19 protein-coding genes are annotated in these 16,833 nt (G+C 65.3%); 14 read left to right on the forward strand and 5 right to left on the reverse strand.

Features of this window, described 5'->3' with window-relative positions:
• Positions 1-8: 8 nt before the first annotated feature.
• Both mtaB and dapF read right to left on the reverse strand, forming a co-directional pair.
• Positions 9-1,283, reverse strand: coding sequence for a tRNA (N(6)-L-threonylcarbamoyladenosine(37)-C(2))-methylthiotransferase MtaB (gene mtaB, locus ATB98_RS02370; protein ID WP_066868552.1), 1,275 nt, complete (start codon positions 1,281-1,283; stop codon positions 9-11).
• Positions 1,280-2,182 carry a diaminopimelate epimerase gene (gene dapF / locus ATB98_RS02375; RefSeq protein WP_066868581.1) on the reverse strand — a complete coding sequence of 301 codons (903 nt, stop codon included), beginning with the start codon at positions 2,180-2,182 and terminating at the stop codon, positions 1,280-1,282. Before dapF ends, mtaB begins: the two co-directional genes overlap by 4 nt.
• 209 nt (positions 2,183-2,391) lie before the next feature.
• Here dapF and ATB98_RS02380 point away from each other — a divergent pair, with 209 nt between their 5' ends.
• Entirely contained in the window at positions 2,392-2,934 is a 543-nt protein-coding gene (locus ATB98_RS02380; RefSeq protein ID WP_066868554.1) for a hypothetical protein, read from the forward strand.
• 48 nt (positions 2,935-2,982) lie between these two features.
• On the opposite strand, the gene ATB98_RS02385 is transcribed toward ATB98_RS02380, so the two are convergent.
• On the reverse strand, positions 2,983-3,981 hold the full coding sequence (locus tag ATB98_RS02385; protein ID WP_066868556.1) for an MBL fold metallo-hydrolase: 999 nt from the start codon (positions 3,979-3,981) through the stop codon (positions 2,983-2,985).
• A gap of 164 nt (positions 3,982-4,145) precedes the next feature.
• On the opposite strand from ATB98_RS02385, the gene ATB98_RS02390 reads away from it, so the two are divergent.
• The 6 genes from ATB98_RS02390 to trmD all read left to right on the forward strand — a co-directional run bounded on the left by ATB98_RS02390 (position 4,146) and on the right by trmD (position 8,912).
• A complete protein-coding gene (locus ATB98_RS02390) occupies positions 4,146-4,799 on the forward strand; it encodes a cysteine hydrolase family protein (RefSeq protein WP_066868558.1) in 654 nt (217 codons plus the stop codon).
• A gap of 258 nt (positions 4,800-5,057) precedes the next feature.
• On the forward strand, positions 5,058-6,626 hold the full coding sequence (gene ffh / locus ATB98_RS02395; protein ID WP_066868559.1) for a signal recognition particle protein: 1,569 nt from the start codon (positions 5,058-5,060) through the stop codon (positions 6,624-6,626).
• Between the two features lie 12 nt (positions 6,627-6,638).
• Positions 6,639-6,974: a chorismate mutase gene (locus tag ATB98_RS02400; RefSeq protein WP_066868560.1), complete on the forward strand. Its 336-nt coding sequence runs from the start codon at positions 6,639-6,641 to the stop codon at positions 6,972-6,974.
• 37 nt (positions 6,975-7,011) lie between these two features.
• Positions 7,012-7,386, forward strand: a complete 375-nt coding sequence (gene rpsP, locus ATB98_RS02405; protein WP_066868561.1) for a 30S ribosomal protein S16 — start codon at positions 7,012-7,014, stop codon at positions 7,384-7,386.
• Positions 7,387-7,560: 174 nt separating this feature from the next.
• Positions 7,561-8,136 carry a ribosome maturation factor RimM gene (gene rimM / locus ATB98_RS02410; protein WP_066868583.1) on the forward strand — a complete coding sequence of 192 codons (576 nt, stop codon included), beginning with the start codon at positions 7,561-7,563 and terminating at the stop codon, positions 8,134-8,136.
• A gap of 14 nt (positions 8,137-8,150) precedes the next feature.
• On the forward strand, positions 8,151-8,912 hold the full coding sequence (gene trmD / locus ATB98_RS02415) for a tRNA (guanosine(37)-N1)-methyltransferase TrmD (protein ID WP_066868562.1): 762 nt from the start codon (positions 8,151-8,153) through the stop codon (positions 8,910-8,912).
• Here trmD and ATB98_RS02420 read toward each other — a convergent pair.
• Positions 8,894-9,640, reverse strand: a complete 747-nt coding sequence (locus tag ATB98_RS02420) for a sulfite exporter TauE/SafE family protein (RefSeq protein ID WP_066868569.1) — start codon at positions 9,638-9,640, stop codon at positions 8,894-8,896. The two genes, trmD and ATB98_RS02420, sit on opposite strands and share 19 nt — an antisense overlap.
• 393 nt (positions 9,641-10,033) lie before the next feature.
• Here ATB98_RS02420 and rplS point away from each other — a divergent pair, with 393 nt between their 5' ends.
• The 5 genes from rplS to ATB98_RS02445 all read left to right on the forward strand — a co-directional run bounded on the left by rplS (position 10,034) and on the right by ATB98_RS02445 (position 14,760).
• Positions 10,034-10,567, forward strand: a complete 534-nt coding sequence (rplS, locus tag ATB98_RS02425; RefSeq protein WP_026615382.1) for a 50S ribosomal protein L19 — start codon at positions 10,034-10,036, stop codon at positions 10,565-10,567.
• Between the two features lie 128 nt (positions 10,568-10,695).
• Complete coding sequence (locus tag ATB98_RS02430) at positions 10,696-11,505, forward strand: basic amino acid ABC transporter substrate-binding protein (RefSeq protein WP_066868570.1); 810 nt, start codon at positions 10,696-10,698, stop codon at positions 11,503-11,505.
• A 9-nt stretch (positions 11,506-11,514) separates the two neighbouring features.
• Positions 11,515-12,333, forward strand: a complete 819-nt coding sequence (locus ATB98_RS02435; RefSeq protein WP_066868571.1) for an amino acid ABC transporter permease — start codon at positions 11,515-11,517, stop codon at positions 12,331-12,333.
• 347 nt (positions 12,334-12,680) lie between these two features.
• Entirely contained in the window at positions 12,681-14,090 is a 1,410-nt protein-coding gene (leuC, locus tag ATB98_RS02440; protein ID WP_066868572.1) for a 3-isopropylmalate dehydratase large subunit, read from the forward strand.
• Positions 14,091-14,208: 118 nt separating this feature from the next.
• Entirely contained in the window at positions 14,209-14,760 is a 552-nt protein-coding gene (locus tag ATB98_RS02445) for a SixA phosphatase family protein (protein WP_066868574.1), read from the forward strand.
• A gap of 8 nt (positions 14,761-14,768) precedes the next feature.
• Here ATB98_RS02445 and ATB98_RS02450 read toward each other — a convergent pair whose 3' ends face one another.
• Complete coding sequence (locus ATB98_RS02450; RefSeq protein WP_066868585.1) at positions 14,769-15,317, reverse strand: L,D-transpeptidase family protein; 549 nt, start codon at positions 15,315-15,317, stop codon at positions 14,769-14,771.
• Between the two features lie 144 nt (positions 15,318-15,461).
• Between ATB98_RS02450 and ATB98_RS02455 the strand changes: the two genes are divergently transcribed.
• On the forward strand, positions 15,462-16,145 hold the full coding sequence (locus ATB98_RS02455) for a response regulator transcription factor (protein WP_066868575.1): 684 nt from the start codon (positions 15,462-15,464) through the stop codon (positions 16,143-16,145).
• 15 nt (positions 16,146-16,160) lie between these two features.
• Positions 16,161-16,616, forward strand: a complete 456-nt coding sequence (locus ATB98_RS02460) for a cyclic nucleotide-binding domain-containing protein (protein ID WP_066868576.1) — start codon at positions 16,161-16,163, stop codon at positions 16,614-16,616.
• Positions 16,617-16,833 lie beyond the last annotated feature (217 nt).

The following is a 16,833-nucleotide window of genomic DNA, read 5'->3' on the forward strand; positions in this document are numbered from 1 at the left end:
ATCCGCTGTCAGGCCGCAGCCATCTGTTTGCGCTCTATCGTCAGGTGCTTGCCATTGTGGCCGGTGATTTCGACCGCAATAAGCGTCCGCGGTTCGAGACCGGCGGCGTCGACGAGCGTGAAGTTTTCGGTATGCGCCAGCCCGTTCATCTCGATCAGGATCGTCTGCTCGCTGCCGAGCATGCGGTCGAGATGGGCGGCGTAGAGTTCCGCCCCCTTGGCGCGCAGCCGCGCCGCGCGCTCCTTGACGAGCGCCCGGTCGAGCTGCGGCATGCGGGCCGCCGGCGTACCGGGACGCGGGCTGTAGGGGAAGACGTGCAGATGGGCGATGCCGCAGTCCTCGGCAAGCCGCACGGCATTGTCGAACATCGCTTCGGTCTCAGTCGGGAAGCCGGCGATCATGTCGGCGCCGAAGCTGATCCCGGGCCTTAAGCCGCGAACCGCGTCGCAGAAGGCGCGGGCCTCGGCGCTCGAATGCCGCCGCTTCATCCGCTTCAGGATCAGGTCGTCGCCATGCTGCAGCGACAGATGCAGGTGCGGCATGAAGCGCGGCTCGTCGGCGATCAGGTCGAGGAGATGCCTGTCCGCCTCGATGCTGTCGATCGAGGAGAGCCTGAGGCGCAGGATGTCCGGCACCTGCTTCAGAAGCGTCTTCGCCAGGAGCCCGAGGGTCGGCGCTCCGGGCAGGTCGGCGCCGTAGCTCGTCGCATCGACGCCGGTCAGCACGATCTCGCGGTAGCCGCCTTCGACGAGCCGGCGTGCCTGGTCGACGACCGCGCCCATCGGCACGGAGCGGGAATTGCCGCGGCCATAGGGAATGATGCAGAAGGTGCAGCGGTGGTCGCAGCCGTTCTGCACCTGGACGAAGGCGCGCACGTGCCCGTCGATATGCTTCACCATCTGCGGCGCGGTGGCCCGCACGCTCATGATGTCGTTGACGCGCAGCTTCTCTTCCGCCGAGACGCCGAAATCCGGCAGCGAGCGGTAGGAGGCGCTTTTCAGCTTCTCCTCGTTGCCAAGGACCGCGTCCACTTCGGCCATTTCGGCAAAAATTTCCTTCTCGGTCTGGGCGGCGCAGCCGGTGACGATGATGCGGGCATGCGGGTTGTCGCGGCGGGCGCGGCGGATCGCCTGGCGGGCCTGGCGCACCGCCTCGCCGGTGACGGCGCAGGTGTTGACGAGGATGGCGTTGTTCAGCCCCGCCTTCTCGGCTTTCGCCCGCATCACTTCCGATTCATAGGTGTTGAGACGGCAGCCGAAGGTTATGACCTCGACGCCGCTCAAAGCGCTTGCGCTCCGCTTTCGCTGCCGGCAGCGTCGCGCTCGAAGGCGCCGGTGGCCGGATCGAGCCTGCCCGACCATTCCCATTCGGCGGGTCCGGTCATGATCACGTGATCGTCGCGCTCGCGCCACTCGATCGCAAGCGGCCCGCCCGGCACGTTCACGGTGACCGTCCGCTCCGTGCGGCCGGTCCTGGCGCCGCTGACGGCGGCGGCGCAGGCGGCGGAACCGCAGGCGAGCGTCAGGCCGGCGCCGCGCTCCCAGGTCCTCAAATCCATCTCCCGGCGGGAACGGACGCGCGCAATGGAGATGTTGGCGCGCTCGGGAAAGATCGGATGGTTCTCGAGGAGCGGACCGAAGCGGTCGAGCTCGTAGCTCCAGACGTCGTTCTCGACCCAGAAGATCGCATGCGGGTTGCCCATCGAGGCGACGGAAGGAGAGTGAAGCACGGGATCGTCGATCGGCCCGATCTGCAGCTCGATGCGGCTCGTGTCGTGGAACTCCTCCGCGAGCGGTATTTCCTTCCAGCCGAAACGCGGCGTGCCCATGTCGACGGAGATCGTGCCGTCCTCACGCTCCTTCGCTTCGAGCAGGCCCGCGACGGTGTGGAAGAGGAAGGCCTTCTTGCCGGTCTCGGCGGCGAGCGCCTGGACGACGCAGCGGGTGCCGTTGCCGCAGGCCTGCGCCATCGATCCGTCGGAATTGACGATGTCGATCCAGGCGTCGGTGCCGGCGGCCTTCGGATCGTGGATCGCCATGATCTGGTCGAACTCGGTCGCCGGATCGGCATTGAGCGCGATCGCCGCCCCAGGCGTCACCCGGTCTCTGCGTCCGCGCATGTCGACGACCAGGATCTTGTTTCCAAGCCCGTTCATCCTGGCAAATTGCACCCGATCGGCCATGTCGCGATTGTCCAAACCTCGCCTCCTTGCGGAAGGCATCCTTCATTCGCGCTGTATATGGCGGAAAAGCCCGGAAATTACCAGTGCCGGCCGCACCGGGCATTCATGCATATCATCCCAAAACTGCTGCGCACTATTGCGGCGTCATCTGGCAAATGCCACCAGGGGCGACGCTTGCGGACATGCTGCGATTGTGATCAGGATCAAGCATGCGTGATATGCTTGTAGAAATGCCTGAACTCAAGGCGCGCTTCCTGGACGGAAAGTTCTGGCTCAGGGCATTTGCGGCTATGGCACTTGGATATGTTTATGCGGCCTTTGGGTTTGCAGCCATGCAAATCGTCTGCTCGCCGCTGACTGTTTTTGCGCGTCTGCCCCTGGAAGAGCCTCTCCGGGAAGTCGCGGCCGCCTTCGTTTCTTTGATTTACCTCTTCGCCGCCAGCTTCGTCATGATGCTGATCGTTATGGCGAAACCGGTTCTTGTCGCTCTTCCGATCATTGCTACTTTCGTGTTTACGCTGCAAACCGGATGCCGCCGTTCCATGGCGCTCTGGGCGTGCGCGGGGATCTTGATTGGCTGGCCGATAGCTGTGCTGGTTTCGCAATGGGAAGCATTCCATTGGACCTCGGCAGCGGGCAGCATAGGGGCAGGTGCCATGTTCGGCCTTGCATTGTGGCAGGAATGCTTCAAACCGCGACTGCGCTTGCGTGCACCCCCAGCCGCGACGGCTGCTTTTGGCCGAGACGGGTAATCAATCTTTCGTAGGTGGCAGCTGAGCCCGCGCTTTGAGCGGCCTGCATCAGGCGGGAACGTCGAAAACCTCTCCCGGCCTGAGCGCCTTGAACCGCGTCCGCTCGATGCCGGCCTTGTCGAGTGCGGCTTCGAGGGCTCTCAGCGGCTCCTCTATGCCCTCATTGGTGAGGCGGAACGTGCCCCAATGGTGGCCGGCGACATGTTCGGCGCCGCAGGCGAGCATGCCCATCACCGCCTCCTCGGGATTCTGGTGCTGGCTCGCCATGAACCAGCGCGGCTCGTAGCAGCCGAAGGGCAGGTTGGCGAGGCGAAAGGCGCCGTGCCTGTCGCGCGCGGCGCGATAATTGATGCCGTCGTGGAAGCCGGTGTCGCCGACATGGTAGATCTTGCCGGCCGGCGTCTCGATGACGAAGGCGGCCCAGAGCGCCATGCGCCGGTCGCGCGTGCGGCGAGCCGACCAATGATGGCAGGGTTCCGCATGGATGACGACGCCGTCCCCGAGGTCGACCCAGTCGCCCCAGTCGACGACGGAAATCTCCGCATCGGGGACGGCGCGGCGCATGATCGTGTCGTTGCCGAGCGGCGTCACGACAAGCGGTGCGTGCTCCGCCTGGAGCGCGCTCAGCGTGTCGAGATCGAGATGGTCGTAGTGGTTGTGGGTGACGAGCACGACGTCGATCGGCGGCAGGTCGTCCATCAGGATGCCGGGAGCGTTGCGGCGTTGAGGGCCGGCAAAGGCGAAGGGGCTCGCGCGGTGCGACCAGACCGGATCGGTGAGGATATTGAGCCCGGCGACCTGGATGAGGAGCGTCGCGTGGCCGACCATGGTGACGCGGAGACGGTCGCCGTCGACAGTGAGATCGGGCCGCGCCTGCGGAAACGGGCTGTGATAGCGGCGGGGCCATCTGACCCGCCCGCCGCCGAACTGCCAGCGCAGGAGATGTGCGAGCCCACGCGGCGGGGTGCCGCCCGGATTGAAGAAGCGGACGCCGTCGAAATGGTCCGAAACCGGCCCTTCGTAATAGGGATTGCCGCCTTTCCGCATCTGTCGTCACCCGCCATGCCAGTCAACGAAAGATAGGCCCATTTCGGCTTCGGTCACAGGGCTGGAGCAAGGCCGCCCGAGAATTTCTTGAAGATGGCAACCCGGTTGCTACCATTGGCGATGCTTGTCCGATTCGATAAACAAGCGGATGCGGGGGCGGACCGGTGACGCCCCTCCTCGCGGCGGCTCTGGCGATCGCCGCCCTTGCCGCGCTCTTCGCCGCCGAATTGAAGCGCGAACGCGCGAAGGTCGATGCGCCGACCCTCGGCGAGCGCATCGACCTTTCCATGCGGCCGAATCTGGCCCTGCTCGTCATCGACATGCAGGAGGATTTCACCGCCGTCGGCGGCAGAGGCGGCTGGGACGAGCGCTATATGAAGACGCATCTGGGCGCGATCGACATCATGGCGTCGAAGGCTCTGAAGGCCGAAATCCCGGTGATCGCAATCCGCCACGTCCATCGCATGCCGCTCATCCGGCTGACGGTCCGGCTCTTCGGCGAGGGGCGCGGCCTACCGGGCTCGAAGGGTCTCGGCCTCTCGCCGGAACTCGGGCTCACGCCGGACTTCGAGGTGGTGAAGGCGCTGAGCGATGGTTTCTCGTCGCCGGAACTCGAGGGCTATCTTCAAGCAAAGGGGGTCGGCACGCTGCTCCTGACCGGTCTCGACGGCTGCCACGGCGTGCAGGCGACCGCCCACGGCGCGCTCAATCGCGGCTATCGGGTGGAGATCGTCGAGAATGCGGTCCTGAGCCGCGACGAAGGCGCGTGGCGCCGGCATCTGGCGGCCCTTACGGGACGCGGCGCCGTCCTTATCTGAAGCCGATCGCGGCGGTTTCGCCGTCGATCCTTGACTTTTGCGCCGCTTTCCTGTTTATCCCGGCCAAATTCCTTCGCAAGCGATGACTTTCGAAGCCGCCGACCGGGCCCCGCAAAGGTATAAAGAGAGCCCGGAGGTCACCATCCGACAGCGCGTTGCGCCCTCGGGTGGTTTTTGGCTTTGCGCCTTGTTTTCCGCGCGAGGGAACCCACGTTTCCGGGTGATCCATGGCCACCCGGAAACCAGAAGGAAGAGAGAATGTTCGAGAGCCTCCAGGACCGTCTTGGTTCCATATTGAATGGACTGACCGGCCGCGGCGCCCTGTCGGAAACCGACGTTTCCGCGGCGCTTCGGGAGGTTCGACGTGCGCTGCTCGAGGCCGACGTCGCGCTCGACGTGGTGCGCTCCTTCACCGAGAAGGTGCGCGAGAAGGCGGTCGGCGCCGAAATCCTGAAATCGATCAAGCCCGGCCAGATGGTCGTCAAGATCGTGCATGACGAGCTCGTCGCGATGCTCGGCTCCGAGGGCGTGACGATCGACCTCAACGCCCCGGCCCCGGTCGTCATCATGATGGTCGGCCTGCAGGGCTCGGGCAAGACGACGACCACCGGCAAGATCGCCAAGCGGCTGACGGCGCGCGACAAGAAGAAGGTCCTGATGGCCTCGCTCGACACGCGCCGCCCGGCCGCGCAGGAGCAGTTGCGCCAGCTCGGCGTCCAGACCGGCGTCGATACGCTGCCGATCATCGCCGGCCAGTCGCCGACCGATATCGCCGCGCGCGCCGTGCAGGCGGCGAAGCTCGGCGGCCATGACATCGTCATCCTCGACACCGCCGGCCGCACCCATATCGACGAGCCGCTGATGATCGAGATGGCGGAGATCAAGCGGAAGTCCAATCCGCACGAGATCCTGCTCGTCGCCGACGCGCTGACCGGCCAGGACGCCGTCAATCTCGCCCGCAACTTCGACGACCGCGTCGGCATCACCGGCCTGGTCCTGACCCGCATGGACGGCGACGGCCGCGGCGGTGCGGCGCTGTCGATGCGCGCCGTTACCGGCAAGCCGATCAAGCTCATCGGCGTCGGCGAGAAGATGGACGAGCTCGAGGAGTTCCATCCCCGCCGCGTCGCCGACCGCATCCTCGGCATGGGCGACATCGTCTCGCTGGTCGAGAAGGCGGCGGAGAACATCGACGCCGAAAAGGCGGCCGCGATGGCCGCCAAGATGGCCAAGGGCAAGTTCGACCTCAACGACCTTGCCGATCAATTGCGCCAGATGCAGAAGATGGGCGGCATGGGCGGCATCATGGGGCTGATGCCCGGCATGGCCGGCATGAAGGACAAGATGGCCGCCGCCGGGCTCGACGATTCGCTCTTCAAGCGCCAGCTCGCGATCATCTCGTCGATGACCAAGGCCGAGCGCGCCAATCCGGATCTGCTCAAGCATTCGCGCAAGAAGCGCATCGCCGCCGGCTCCGGCACCGATGCCGCCGACATCAACAAACTTCTGAAGATGCACCGCCAGATGGCGGACATGATGAAGATGATGGGCGGCAAGGGCAAAGGCGGCATGATGAAGCAGATGATGGGCGGCCTTGCCGGCAAGATGGGCCTCGGCGGTCTTGGCGGCGGCATGCCGGATCTGTCGAAGATGGACCCGAAGCAGCTCGAAGCCCTGCAGAAGCAGGCGGAAGCCGCCGGCCTCGGCAAGCCCGGCAGCGGCCTTCCCAGCCTCGGCGGGAACGGTGGTTTACCGGGTCTCGGCAGCGCCAAGCTGCCGGGCCTCGGCGGTTTCCCGGGCCTTCCCGGCCTGCCGAAGAAGAAGTGAGGATCGCGACGAATGCTTGATTCCGAGATCAAAGAGGAATTGGCGAGCTACCGGCAGTCGATCGACAACATCGATGCCGCGCTCGTCCACATGCTGGCCGAACGTTTCCGCTGCACCAAGGCGGTTGGCGTGCTGAAAGCCAAGCACAAGCTGCCGCCGGCGGACCCGGCGCGCGAAGAATACCAGATCGAACGCCTTCGGCACCTCGCCAAGGACGCCAATCTGGATCCGGATTTCGCCGAGAAGTTCCTGAACTTCATCATCAAGGAAGTCATCCGGCACCATGAAGCCATCGCCGCCGATCGCTCGCAGTCCGCGGGCAGCGACGGCGCCACCCGTTCCGCTTGAAAGAGCGGTCAAGAAAGCCTGCAAGGAGTAAATTGAAATGGCACTGAAAATTCGTCTCGCCCGTGGCGGTTCCAAGAAGCGTCCCTATTACCAGATCGTCGTTGCCGATGCGCGCTCTCCGCGTGACGGCCGCTTCCTCGAAAAGCTCGGCTCCTGGAACCCGATGCTCGCCAAGGACGATGAAAAGCGCGTCGAGCTCGACGCCGAGCGCGTCGCCCACTGGATCGCCCAGGGCGCCCAGCCGACCGACCGCGTCCTGCGCTTCCTCGACCAGGCCGGCCTTGCCAAGCGCCCGGCCCGCAACAACCCCACCAAGGCTCAGCCGGGCAAGAAGGCCCAGGAGCGCGCCGCCGAAGCCAAGCAGAAGGCCGAAGACGCCGCTGCTGCCGCTGCCGAAGCCGCCGCGGAATAATATCGCCATCTGAGCGGGACGTGCGGCGGCCTTTTTCCGCCCGCATCCGGCTCTTGGTTTCATGGCAAACGGGTGGCATTTTCATGCCGCCCGTTTTGCTTTATGTGCACCACCAATCGAGGCGGAACTGCAGGTGTGCTGCATTTCCTGACCGTCGAGCCTGGAATCCGGACGATGACGAAACTCAAGAATCCTGTCCTGATGGCGACGATCGGCGCGGCGCAGGGCCTGCGCGGCGAAGTGCGGGTGAAGTCCTACACCGACGATCCCGTGGCGCTTGGCGACTACGGCAACCTGCACAGCGAGGACGGCCGCGTCTTCGAGGTGCTCGAGATCCGCGAAGCCAAGAACATGGCGATCGTGCGTTTCCGCGGCATCAACGACCGCACCGCCGCCGAGGCGCTGAACGGACTCGAACTCTTCATCGAGCGCGACAACCTGCCCGACGACGATCTCGACGAGGACGAGTTCTTCTATGCCGATCTCGAGGGCCTTGAGGCGGTCGACGGCACCGGGAAGAGCTACGGCTCAGTGACCGGCGTCTTCGACTTCGGCGCCGGCGATCTCCTGGAACTCAAGGGACCGGGCAGAAGGCCGGTGCTGATCCCCTTCACCGAATGGTCGGTGCTGGAAATCGATCTGGAAGGCGGCAAGCTGCTGGTCGACCCCGTCGCGGCCGGCCTTGTCGACGGCAAGGACGACGGCAAGGACGACGGCGCCGACGAGCCCTTCCAGCCGCGGCGCAAGTGAGCACGGGTCCAACCATGCCCTTTCGCGCCACCGTCCTGACGCTCTATCCGGAAATGTTCCCGGGGCATCTCGGCGTCTCGCTCGCCGGCAAGGCCTTGGAGCGCGGCCAGTGGTCGATCGAGGCGGTGCAGGTCCGCGACTTCGCGGAGGACAAGCACCGCACCGTCGACGACACGCCGGCCGGCGGCGGCGCCGGCATGGTCCTGAAGCCGGATGTGCTTGCCCGCGCCATCGACCACGTGTCGACCGCGGATGACGGCCGTCCCCGCCTGCTGATGAGCCCGCGCGGCCGGCCGCTGACGCAGGAGCGCGTGCGCGCGCTTGCTGCCGGCCCCGGCGTCGTCATCGTCTGCGGCCGGTTCGAGGGCGTGGACCAGCGGGTGATCGACACGCGCCATCTCGAGGAGGTCTCGATCGGCGACTATATTCTCTCCGGCGGCGAACCGGCGGCGCTGGTGCTGCTCGATGCGGTGGTGCGCATCCTGCCGGGGGTGATGGGCAACGAACTGTCGGGCGTGCACGAAAGCTTCGAGGGCGGCCTGCTGGAGCACCCGCATTACACGCGACCGCAGGTCTTCGAAGGGCATGAGATCCCCGCCGTCCTCACCTCCGGCAACCACGGCGCAATCGCCAAATGGCGCGAGGCGGAGGCGCGGCGGCTGACCGAAGAGCGGCGGCCGGACCTGCTCGAGCGTGGTCCGAAAAATCGGAACCGCTCTTCGGATAAATCACGCGTGGAATCGAAAGCGGATCCGGCTCAGCCGGTGAAGAAATAATAGGCGGCAAGCAGCAGCCCGACCGCCACCACCAGCGCGCGGACGACCGCCTGCGGCACGCGGCGCGCCGTCCACACGCCCATATAGCCGCCGAGTGCCGCACCCGGCACCATGATCGCCGCATGCGTCCAGGAGACGACGCCGCCGGCGGCAAAGACGAGAATGGCGATCGCGGCGATGACGATCGAGACGAAGTTCTTCAGCGCATTCAGCCGATGATAGCCGCCGCCGGTCGCAAGGCCGAGCACCGCCAGCATCATGATGCCCATGCCGGCGCCGAAGAAGCCGCCATAGACCGAGGTCGCGACCTGGCTCGCGATACCGAGCGGGCCGATCCCGTGCTCGTCGCTGCGCGCCTTCGGCTTCAGCAGCGGACCGGCCGCGAAGATCGCCGTCGCGGCGATCAGCAGCCAGGGCACCATGGCGCGGAAGGAGGGGTTGGAAAGCGAAAGCAGCAGCAGGGCGCCCGCAAGCCCGCCGATCGCCGATATGACGCCGAGGAGGACGGCATTCCTGCGGTCGGCGCGGATTTCCTTGGAATAGGCGAGGGCCGAGGTGACGTAGCCCGGGAACTGGACGATCGAGGAAGTGGCATTGGCAACGATCGGCGGCACGCCGCCGAGCGTCATGGCGCCGAAAGTCAGGAAAGTGCCGCCGCCGGCAATCGCATTGACGACGCCGGACAGGAAACCGGCGGCAAAAAGCAAAAGAGCTTGGACGATCGTCATGGCCTCTCCCGAACAGCTTGGCTTCGGGGATAGCGGCTCCGGCAATCCGCCGCAAGCCCGGCGGGTGACAAGACCCGTCCCGATCCCATCCTCGAAAAGACCCGGGGTCTTCTCGGAAAGGATTGGACAGGGGCTTTTGGGAAGCGATCTTCAGCCGCAGCAATTCTGATGGAATGCCGGCCGGCGGACCATCGGCCGCGAGAAATCCACTTTCGGGGATGACAAGGCCGGTTGTTTGGTGTATGTGCCGGCCCGGTTCGGGTTCTTGCCCGTCGACCATCAACAAAGAATGGCGAACCCGCTCCTGCCGCGAAGACGGCAATGCCTGAAGGAAGATCGACAGGCCGATCGAGAGCGCTCTGGCTGTTTCAGAAGAACGCAAAGGTTAGACCGATGAACATCATTCAGCAGCTGGAAGCCGAACAGGCCGCCAAGATCGCCGCCAAGCGCACCCTTCCCGACTTCTCCCCGGGCGACACGGTCCGCGTCAACGTCCGCGTCGTCGAAGGCAACCGTACCCGCGTCCAGGCCTATGAAGGCGTCTGCATCGCCCGTTCCGGCGGCGGCCTCAACGAGAGCTTCACCGTTCGCAAGATTTCCTACGGCGAAGGCGTCGAGCGCGTTTTCCCGGTTTATTCCCCGCTCGTCGAGAGCGTCGAAGTGGTCCGCCGCGGTAAGGTCCGCCGCGCCAAGCTCTACTACCTGCGCGATCGCCGCGGCAAGTCGGCTCGTATCGTCGAGAACACCGGCACCCGCGCCCGCAAGCTGAACGAAGCCGAGCGCCAGGCCGTAGCCGACGAGAAGGCACGCATCGAGGCCGAGAAGGTCGCAGCCGCCCAGGCGCTCGCCGCCGAGAAGGCAGCAGCCGAAGCCGCCGAAGCCAAGGCAGCGGAAGAGGCGAAGGCCGCCGAAGCAGCCGCAGAATAAGATTTCCGCTCTTCCGAGTTGGATGGAAAGGCGGCCCTCGGGCCGCCTTTCTTTTTGGCACTATCCGCTTGTCTTCCCGACAGATTTCATGACATTTTCTGTCGCCACAATCTTCGGGAGTTCCTCCAATGACAATCCGTCGCCACGTGCTCGCGGGCCTTGCCGCAGCCCTCGCCGTTCCCTTCGCGTTTTCCGCGCCCGCCGTCGCGGCCGACCTGCCCAATCTCGGCGGCAAGACGGTCGTCGTCGTCACCGAGAACGCCTATCCGCCGCTGCAGTTCGTCGACCCCAACTCCGGCCAGGCCGTCGGTTGGGAATATGACGCGATGAACGAGATCGCCAAGCGGCTGAACTTCAAGGTCGAGTACCAGAACACGAGCTGGGATGCGATGATCCAGGCGGTCTCCGACGGACAGTACCAGGTCGGCATGACCGGCATCACCATCAAGGACGACCGCAAGGAGAAGGTCGACTTCTCCGACCCCTATATGCGCTCGCAGCAGTTCATGCTGGTGCGCGGCGACGAGAGCCGCTTCAAGGACGCCAAGAGCTTCGCCGCCGTCGAGGACGCGCTGATCGGCGCCCAGCCCGGTACCTCGCCCTTCTACACCGCCGTCTATGAGATTCTCGACGGCAACGAGCAGAACCCGCGCATCAAGCTCTTCGAGACCTTCGGGGCGACGGTGCAGGCGCTGAAGGCCGGCGACGTCGATCTCGTGCTGACCGACAGCGTTGCGGCAAAGGGCTATGTCGATTCCTCCGCCGGCGCGCTCAAGGTCGTCGGCGAACCGCTCGGCACCGAGGATTTCGGCTTCATCTTCCCGAAGGGTTCCGATCTCGTCGCCCCGGTCAATGCCGCGATCAAGGCATTGAAGGAGGACGGCACCTTCGACGCGCTCAACAAGAAGTGGTTCCTCGATTACAAGATGGGCGGCTGATCGCTCATCATGGCGCCGGTCGATTCATCCGCTTCCGAGAAGGGCGACTATCCCTGGTGGCTGGTCGCCCTTCTGCTGATCGCCGTGGCGCTCGCCGCGGTGATCGTCGCCAACGACATCTTCACGCAGGTGTTCACGGTCGTTCTGAAGGGCGTCGGCGTCACCGTCTTCGTGACGCTCGTCGGATTTGCCCTCGCGACGGTGCTCGGGCTCGGCGTGGCGCTGATGGCGCTTTCCGAACATATGGCGCTGCGCCAGGCCGCGCGTTTCTATACCGAAGTCATCCGCGGGGTGCCGATCCTCGTGCTGCTCTTCTATATCGCCTTCGTCGGCGCGCCCGCGCTTGTGGTGGTCGCGAATTTCCTGTCGGCGCCGCTGATCTCGGCGGGCTGGATGGAGCCGCTCGTCGTGCGCGACGTGTCGCTGATGTGGCGGGCGATCATCGCCCTGATGATCGGCTATTCGGCCTTCATTGCCGAGGTCTTCCGCGCCGGCATCCAGTCGGTCGACAAGGGCCAGGTCGAGGCGGCCAAGGCGCTTGGCCTCACGCGCTACCAGCGCTTCCGCCTCGTCGTCTTCCCGCAGGCGATCCGGGTCATCCTGCCGCCGCTCGGCAACGACTTCGTCGCGATGGTCAAGGATTCCTCGCTCGTCTCGGTGCTCGGCGTCGCCGACATAACCCAGATGGGCAAGATCTACGCCTCCGGCTCCTTCCGCTTCTTCGAGACCTATTCCATCGTCGCCTATGTCTACCTGATCCTGACGATCGGCCTGTCGCTCGCCATCCGGGCTCTCGAGCGGCGGCTGAGACGGGCGGAGGCACGGTAGGTTCGAGGTTGGCAGGAAAGCCCCCCACGAGGGCCAACAAGGGGGAGGGATGGGGAGGGGTCTTTCTCCCGGGGCCTTTTACGGAAGCGTCCCTGCAATCGCCCCACCATCATCGCCAATTGCCGAACGGCCGAAAAATTGATATGAGCACCGGCCATGGAATCCAAATTCAGATGCCGCGAACAGAAGATCGTCGTGCTGCAGGACCACAAGCGTCTGCCGGCACGGTTTTTCGCGCGGGTCTCGGGGGCGCTCACCAGCCGCCTATCCTGATCGCTCGATCGGTTGCCGCCGGCCGGATTGTGTCGGCTTTTCCCTATTTTTGAACATTCGATGGATATATCGCCATGAGCGCACCGCGTACCCTCTACGACAAGATCTGGGACGATCATCTGGTCTACAGCCAGGACGACGGCACCTGTCTTCTCTACATCGACCGCCACCTCGTGCATGAGGTGACGAGTCCGCAGGCCTTCGAGGGCCTGCGCATGGCCGGCCGCAAGGTCCGCGCGCCGGAAAAGACGCTCGCCGTCGTCGACCACAACGTGCCGACCTCGCCGGACCGCCACCTCGGCATCAAGAACGAGGAAAGCCGCATCCAGGTCGAGGCGCTCGCCCGGAACGCCGCCGATTTCGGCGTTGAATACTATTCCGAGAACGACAAGCGCCAGGGCATCGTCCACATCGTCGGCCCCGAGCAGGGCTTCACGCTGCCGGGCATGACGATCGTCTGCGGCGACAGCCACACCTCGACCCATGGCGCCTTCGGTGCGCTGGCGCACGGCATCGGCACGTCGGAAGTGGAGCATGTGCTCGCCACCCAGACGCTGATCCAGAAGAAGGCGAAGAACATGCTGGTGCGCGTCGACGGGCAATTGCCGCCCGGCGTCACCGCCAAGGACATCATCCTCGCCATCATCGGCGAGATCGGCACCGCCGGCGGCACCGGCCATGTCATCGAGTTCGCCGGCGAGGCGATCCGTTCGCTGTCGATGGAAGGGCGCATGACCGTCTGCAACATGACGATCGAGGGCGGCGCCCGCGCCGGCCTGATCGCGCCGGACGAGACGACTTTCGAATACATCAAGGACAAGCCGCGCGCGCCGAAGGGCAAGGCCTGGGACATGGCGCTCGACTACTGGAAGACGCTGCATACCGACGAGGGCGCTCATTACGACCGCGTCGTCGTGCTCGATGCGGCCAACCTGCCGCCGATCGTCTCCTGGGGCTCCTCGCCGGAAGACGTGATCTCGGTCCAGGGCGTCGTCCCGAACCCGGACGAGATCCAGGACGAGACGAAGCGCGCGTCGAAGTGGCGGGCGCTCGACTATATGGGCCTGAAGCCGGGCACGAGGATCACCGATATCGCCATCGACCGCGTCTTCATCGGCTCCTGCACCAATGGCCGCATCGAGGATCTGCGCGCCGTCGCCAAGGTCGTCGAGGGCCGCAAGGTCGCCCCGACCGTCTCCGCGATGATCGTGCCGGGCTCCGGTCTCGTCAAGGAACAGGCCGAGGCCGAGGGTCTCGACAGGATCTTCAAGGAAGCTGGCTTCGACTGGCGCGAGCCCGGCTGCTCCATGTGCCTGGCGATGAACGACGACCGGCTGAAGCCGGGCGAACGCTGCGCCTCGACCTCCAACCGCAACTTCGAAGGCCGCCAGGGCTTCAAGGGCCGCACCCATCTGGTCTCGCCGGCGATGGCCGCCGCCGCCGCGGTGGCGGGCCATTTCGTCGATATCCGCGAGTGGAAATAAGCCGGCTTCGACTTCCGCCATATCGGCCGCCCTTCGGGGCGGCTTTTTTTATCCGCGCCGCAGTGCGACAATGAGCGTGATCGGCCGACTACTTAAATCGAGTAACGAGGAAGCCAGCATGCCCGACGACGCCAGCCCTGCGACACGCCGGCTCATGCTGCTTCGCCATGCCAAATCCGCCTGGCCGGAAGGCGTCGCCGACCATCGCCGCCCGCTTGCCGACCGCGGCCGCAAGGCAGCGCCGGCAACGGGCGCCTTCATGGCGCGGCAGGGGCTGATCCCCGACCTCGCCCTCGTCTCGACCGCCCGGCGCGCGCAGGAGACCTGGGCGCTTGTCGCGGAAGCCCTGCCGCAGGCGGTTGCCGCTCGCGACGCCGTCGGCATTTACGAGGTTTCCGCAAGCGCGATGATGGATGTGGTCCGCAGGGTGGAGCCGACGGTCGAGACATTGCTGCTCGTCGGCCACAATCCGGGCCTGGCGGAACTCGCGCTGCTCCTTGCGGGCGGCGGCGATGAGGAAGGGCTGGCGCGCATCGAGGAAAAGTTCCCGACCGCCGCCCTTGCCGTCATCGATCTCGCCATCGAGCAATGGCCGGAGATTGCGCCCGGCACCGGCCGGCTCGTCACATTCGTGACGCCGCGGACGTTCGATCAAAAGGAAACCGGCTGAGCCGGCGGCTACATCACCTTCACGATCGTCCCGCGGCGCACGTGCCGGATGAGACGCCGCATCGCCGGGAGGCTGACGGCGATGCAGCCCTCGGTCGGCCCATAGCCGGGGCGGATGAGATGAAAGAAGATCGCCGAGCCGGCATATCGCCGTCGCGACGAGATGTTCCAGTCCAGGATGAGGCAGACGTCATAGAGCCCGTCATCACGCATCATCTTCTCATGGCCGGCCGGGAAAGGCGCCTTGACCGGGCGGTTGTACGCGGCGTGCCGCGGGGCGTCGCACCAAAGCATGCCCGGGCGGGTCGTGCGCATCGGCAGGCGCGTCGGCGGCAGCAGCAGGCGGTCGCGGCGGACATAGCCGGCTATAAGCCGCATCGCCGCGCGCGGCGTCGCGCCGTCGCCTTCGCGCTTCAGGGCGGTGACGCCGCCCCGCCCGATCGCCGCCTGCTCCGTCCTGCCGGCAAACCGCACCAGCGCTCGCCGCCTGTCGCGCGGGGCGCTCCTCACCACGATCACCGGCTTCCTCGATCTTACTACCGACGTTTTCTTGCGCATCATCTTCACAAATTCTTGCCTTGCCGTGATCGCGGGGCGACCATATTCAGGGTTGCATAATTGACGACATTGAACGGTCGCCGCGCTTTGCCGGCAACGGCATTTGAGCTAGTTTGAAGACGGAAGCAAACAGGAATTGTCCCCATGGCGACTCGCACCATCCTCCTTGTCGACGACGACAATGACTTGCGTGAGACGTTGATCGAGCAGCTCTCCCTCTATGAGGAATTCGACCTCCTGCAGGAGGCGACGGCCGGAAAGGGCATCCAGACGGCCCGCAACCGCCAGGTCGATCTCCTGATCATGGATGTCGGGCTGCCGGACATGGATGGCCGCGAGGCGGTGAAGCTCCTGCGCAAGGGCGGCTTCAAGGCGCCGATCATCATGCTCACCGGCCATGACACCGATTCCGACACGATCCTCGGCCTCGAGGCCGGCGCCAACGACTATGTGACCAAGCCCTTCCGCTTCGCCGTGCTGCTTGCCCGCATCCGCGCCCAGCTTCGCCAGCACGAGCAGAGCGAGGACGCGACCTTCAGCGTCGGTCCCTATACCTTCAAGCCGAGCCAGAAGCTGCTCACCATGGACAACGGCCAGAAGATCCGCCTGACCGAGAAGGAAGCGGCGATCATCCGCTATCTCTATCGCGCCGACCAGAAGGTGGTCACCCGCGACGTGCTGCTCGAGGAGGTCTGGGGCTATAATTCCGGCGTGACGACCCATACGCTCGAAACGCATGTCTACCGGCTCCGGCAGAAAATCGAGCGCGACCCTTCCAATGCCGAGATTTTGGTGACAGAGAACGGCGGCTACAAGATCGTTCCTTGATCGGAGAAATGCCGCTTGGCGCTCAATGACGACATCGCGCTCCTGGCCAACGTCTCGCTCTTCGCCGATATCGGCGAGGACAAGCTGAGGCTGATCGCCTTCGGGGCGGAGCGTCGCCGGGTGCCCAAGGGGCACGAACTCTTCCGCGAGGGAGCGCCGGCCGATTGCGCCTATGCGGTTGCCGTCGGCAGCTTCGCGCTCTCGAAGGCCGATGGCGATGGCCGCGCCGAACATGTCGAGACGGTCGGCCGCGGCACCCTCCTGTCCGAACTCGCGCTGATCTCCATGGTCGAACGCAAGTTCACCGCGACGGCAGAGGAAGACAGCGAGGTGATTCGCATCAACCGCCCGCTCTTCCGCCGGATGCTGGAGGAATATCCGGAAGTCACCGCCATGGTCGAGGCCCGCATCCGCGCGAACCTCGAGGCGATGATCCGCCGCGTCGAGGCGCTTGCCGGGCGATTTGCCTGAAGACCTTTCTGCCCCTCATCCGGCCTGCCGGCCACCTTCTCCCCGCAAGCGGGGCGAAGGGGACGCGCGGCACCCGCTTAAGTCCCCTCTCCCCGCCTGCGGGGAGAGGGCTAGGGTGAGGGGCAAACCTCAAGCACTAGGTCGTGTGGACAATTATCTGATCCACAAGACGATGGCTGCGATAGTGACGACGGCGAGGTAGTTTCTAGCAGTTTTC

The organism is Sinorhizobium saheli, from assembly GCF_001651875.1.
GTDB lineage: Bacteria > Pseudomonadota > Alphaproteobacteria > Rhizobiales > Rhizobiaceae > Sinorhizobium > Sinorhizobium saheli.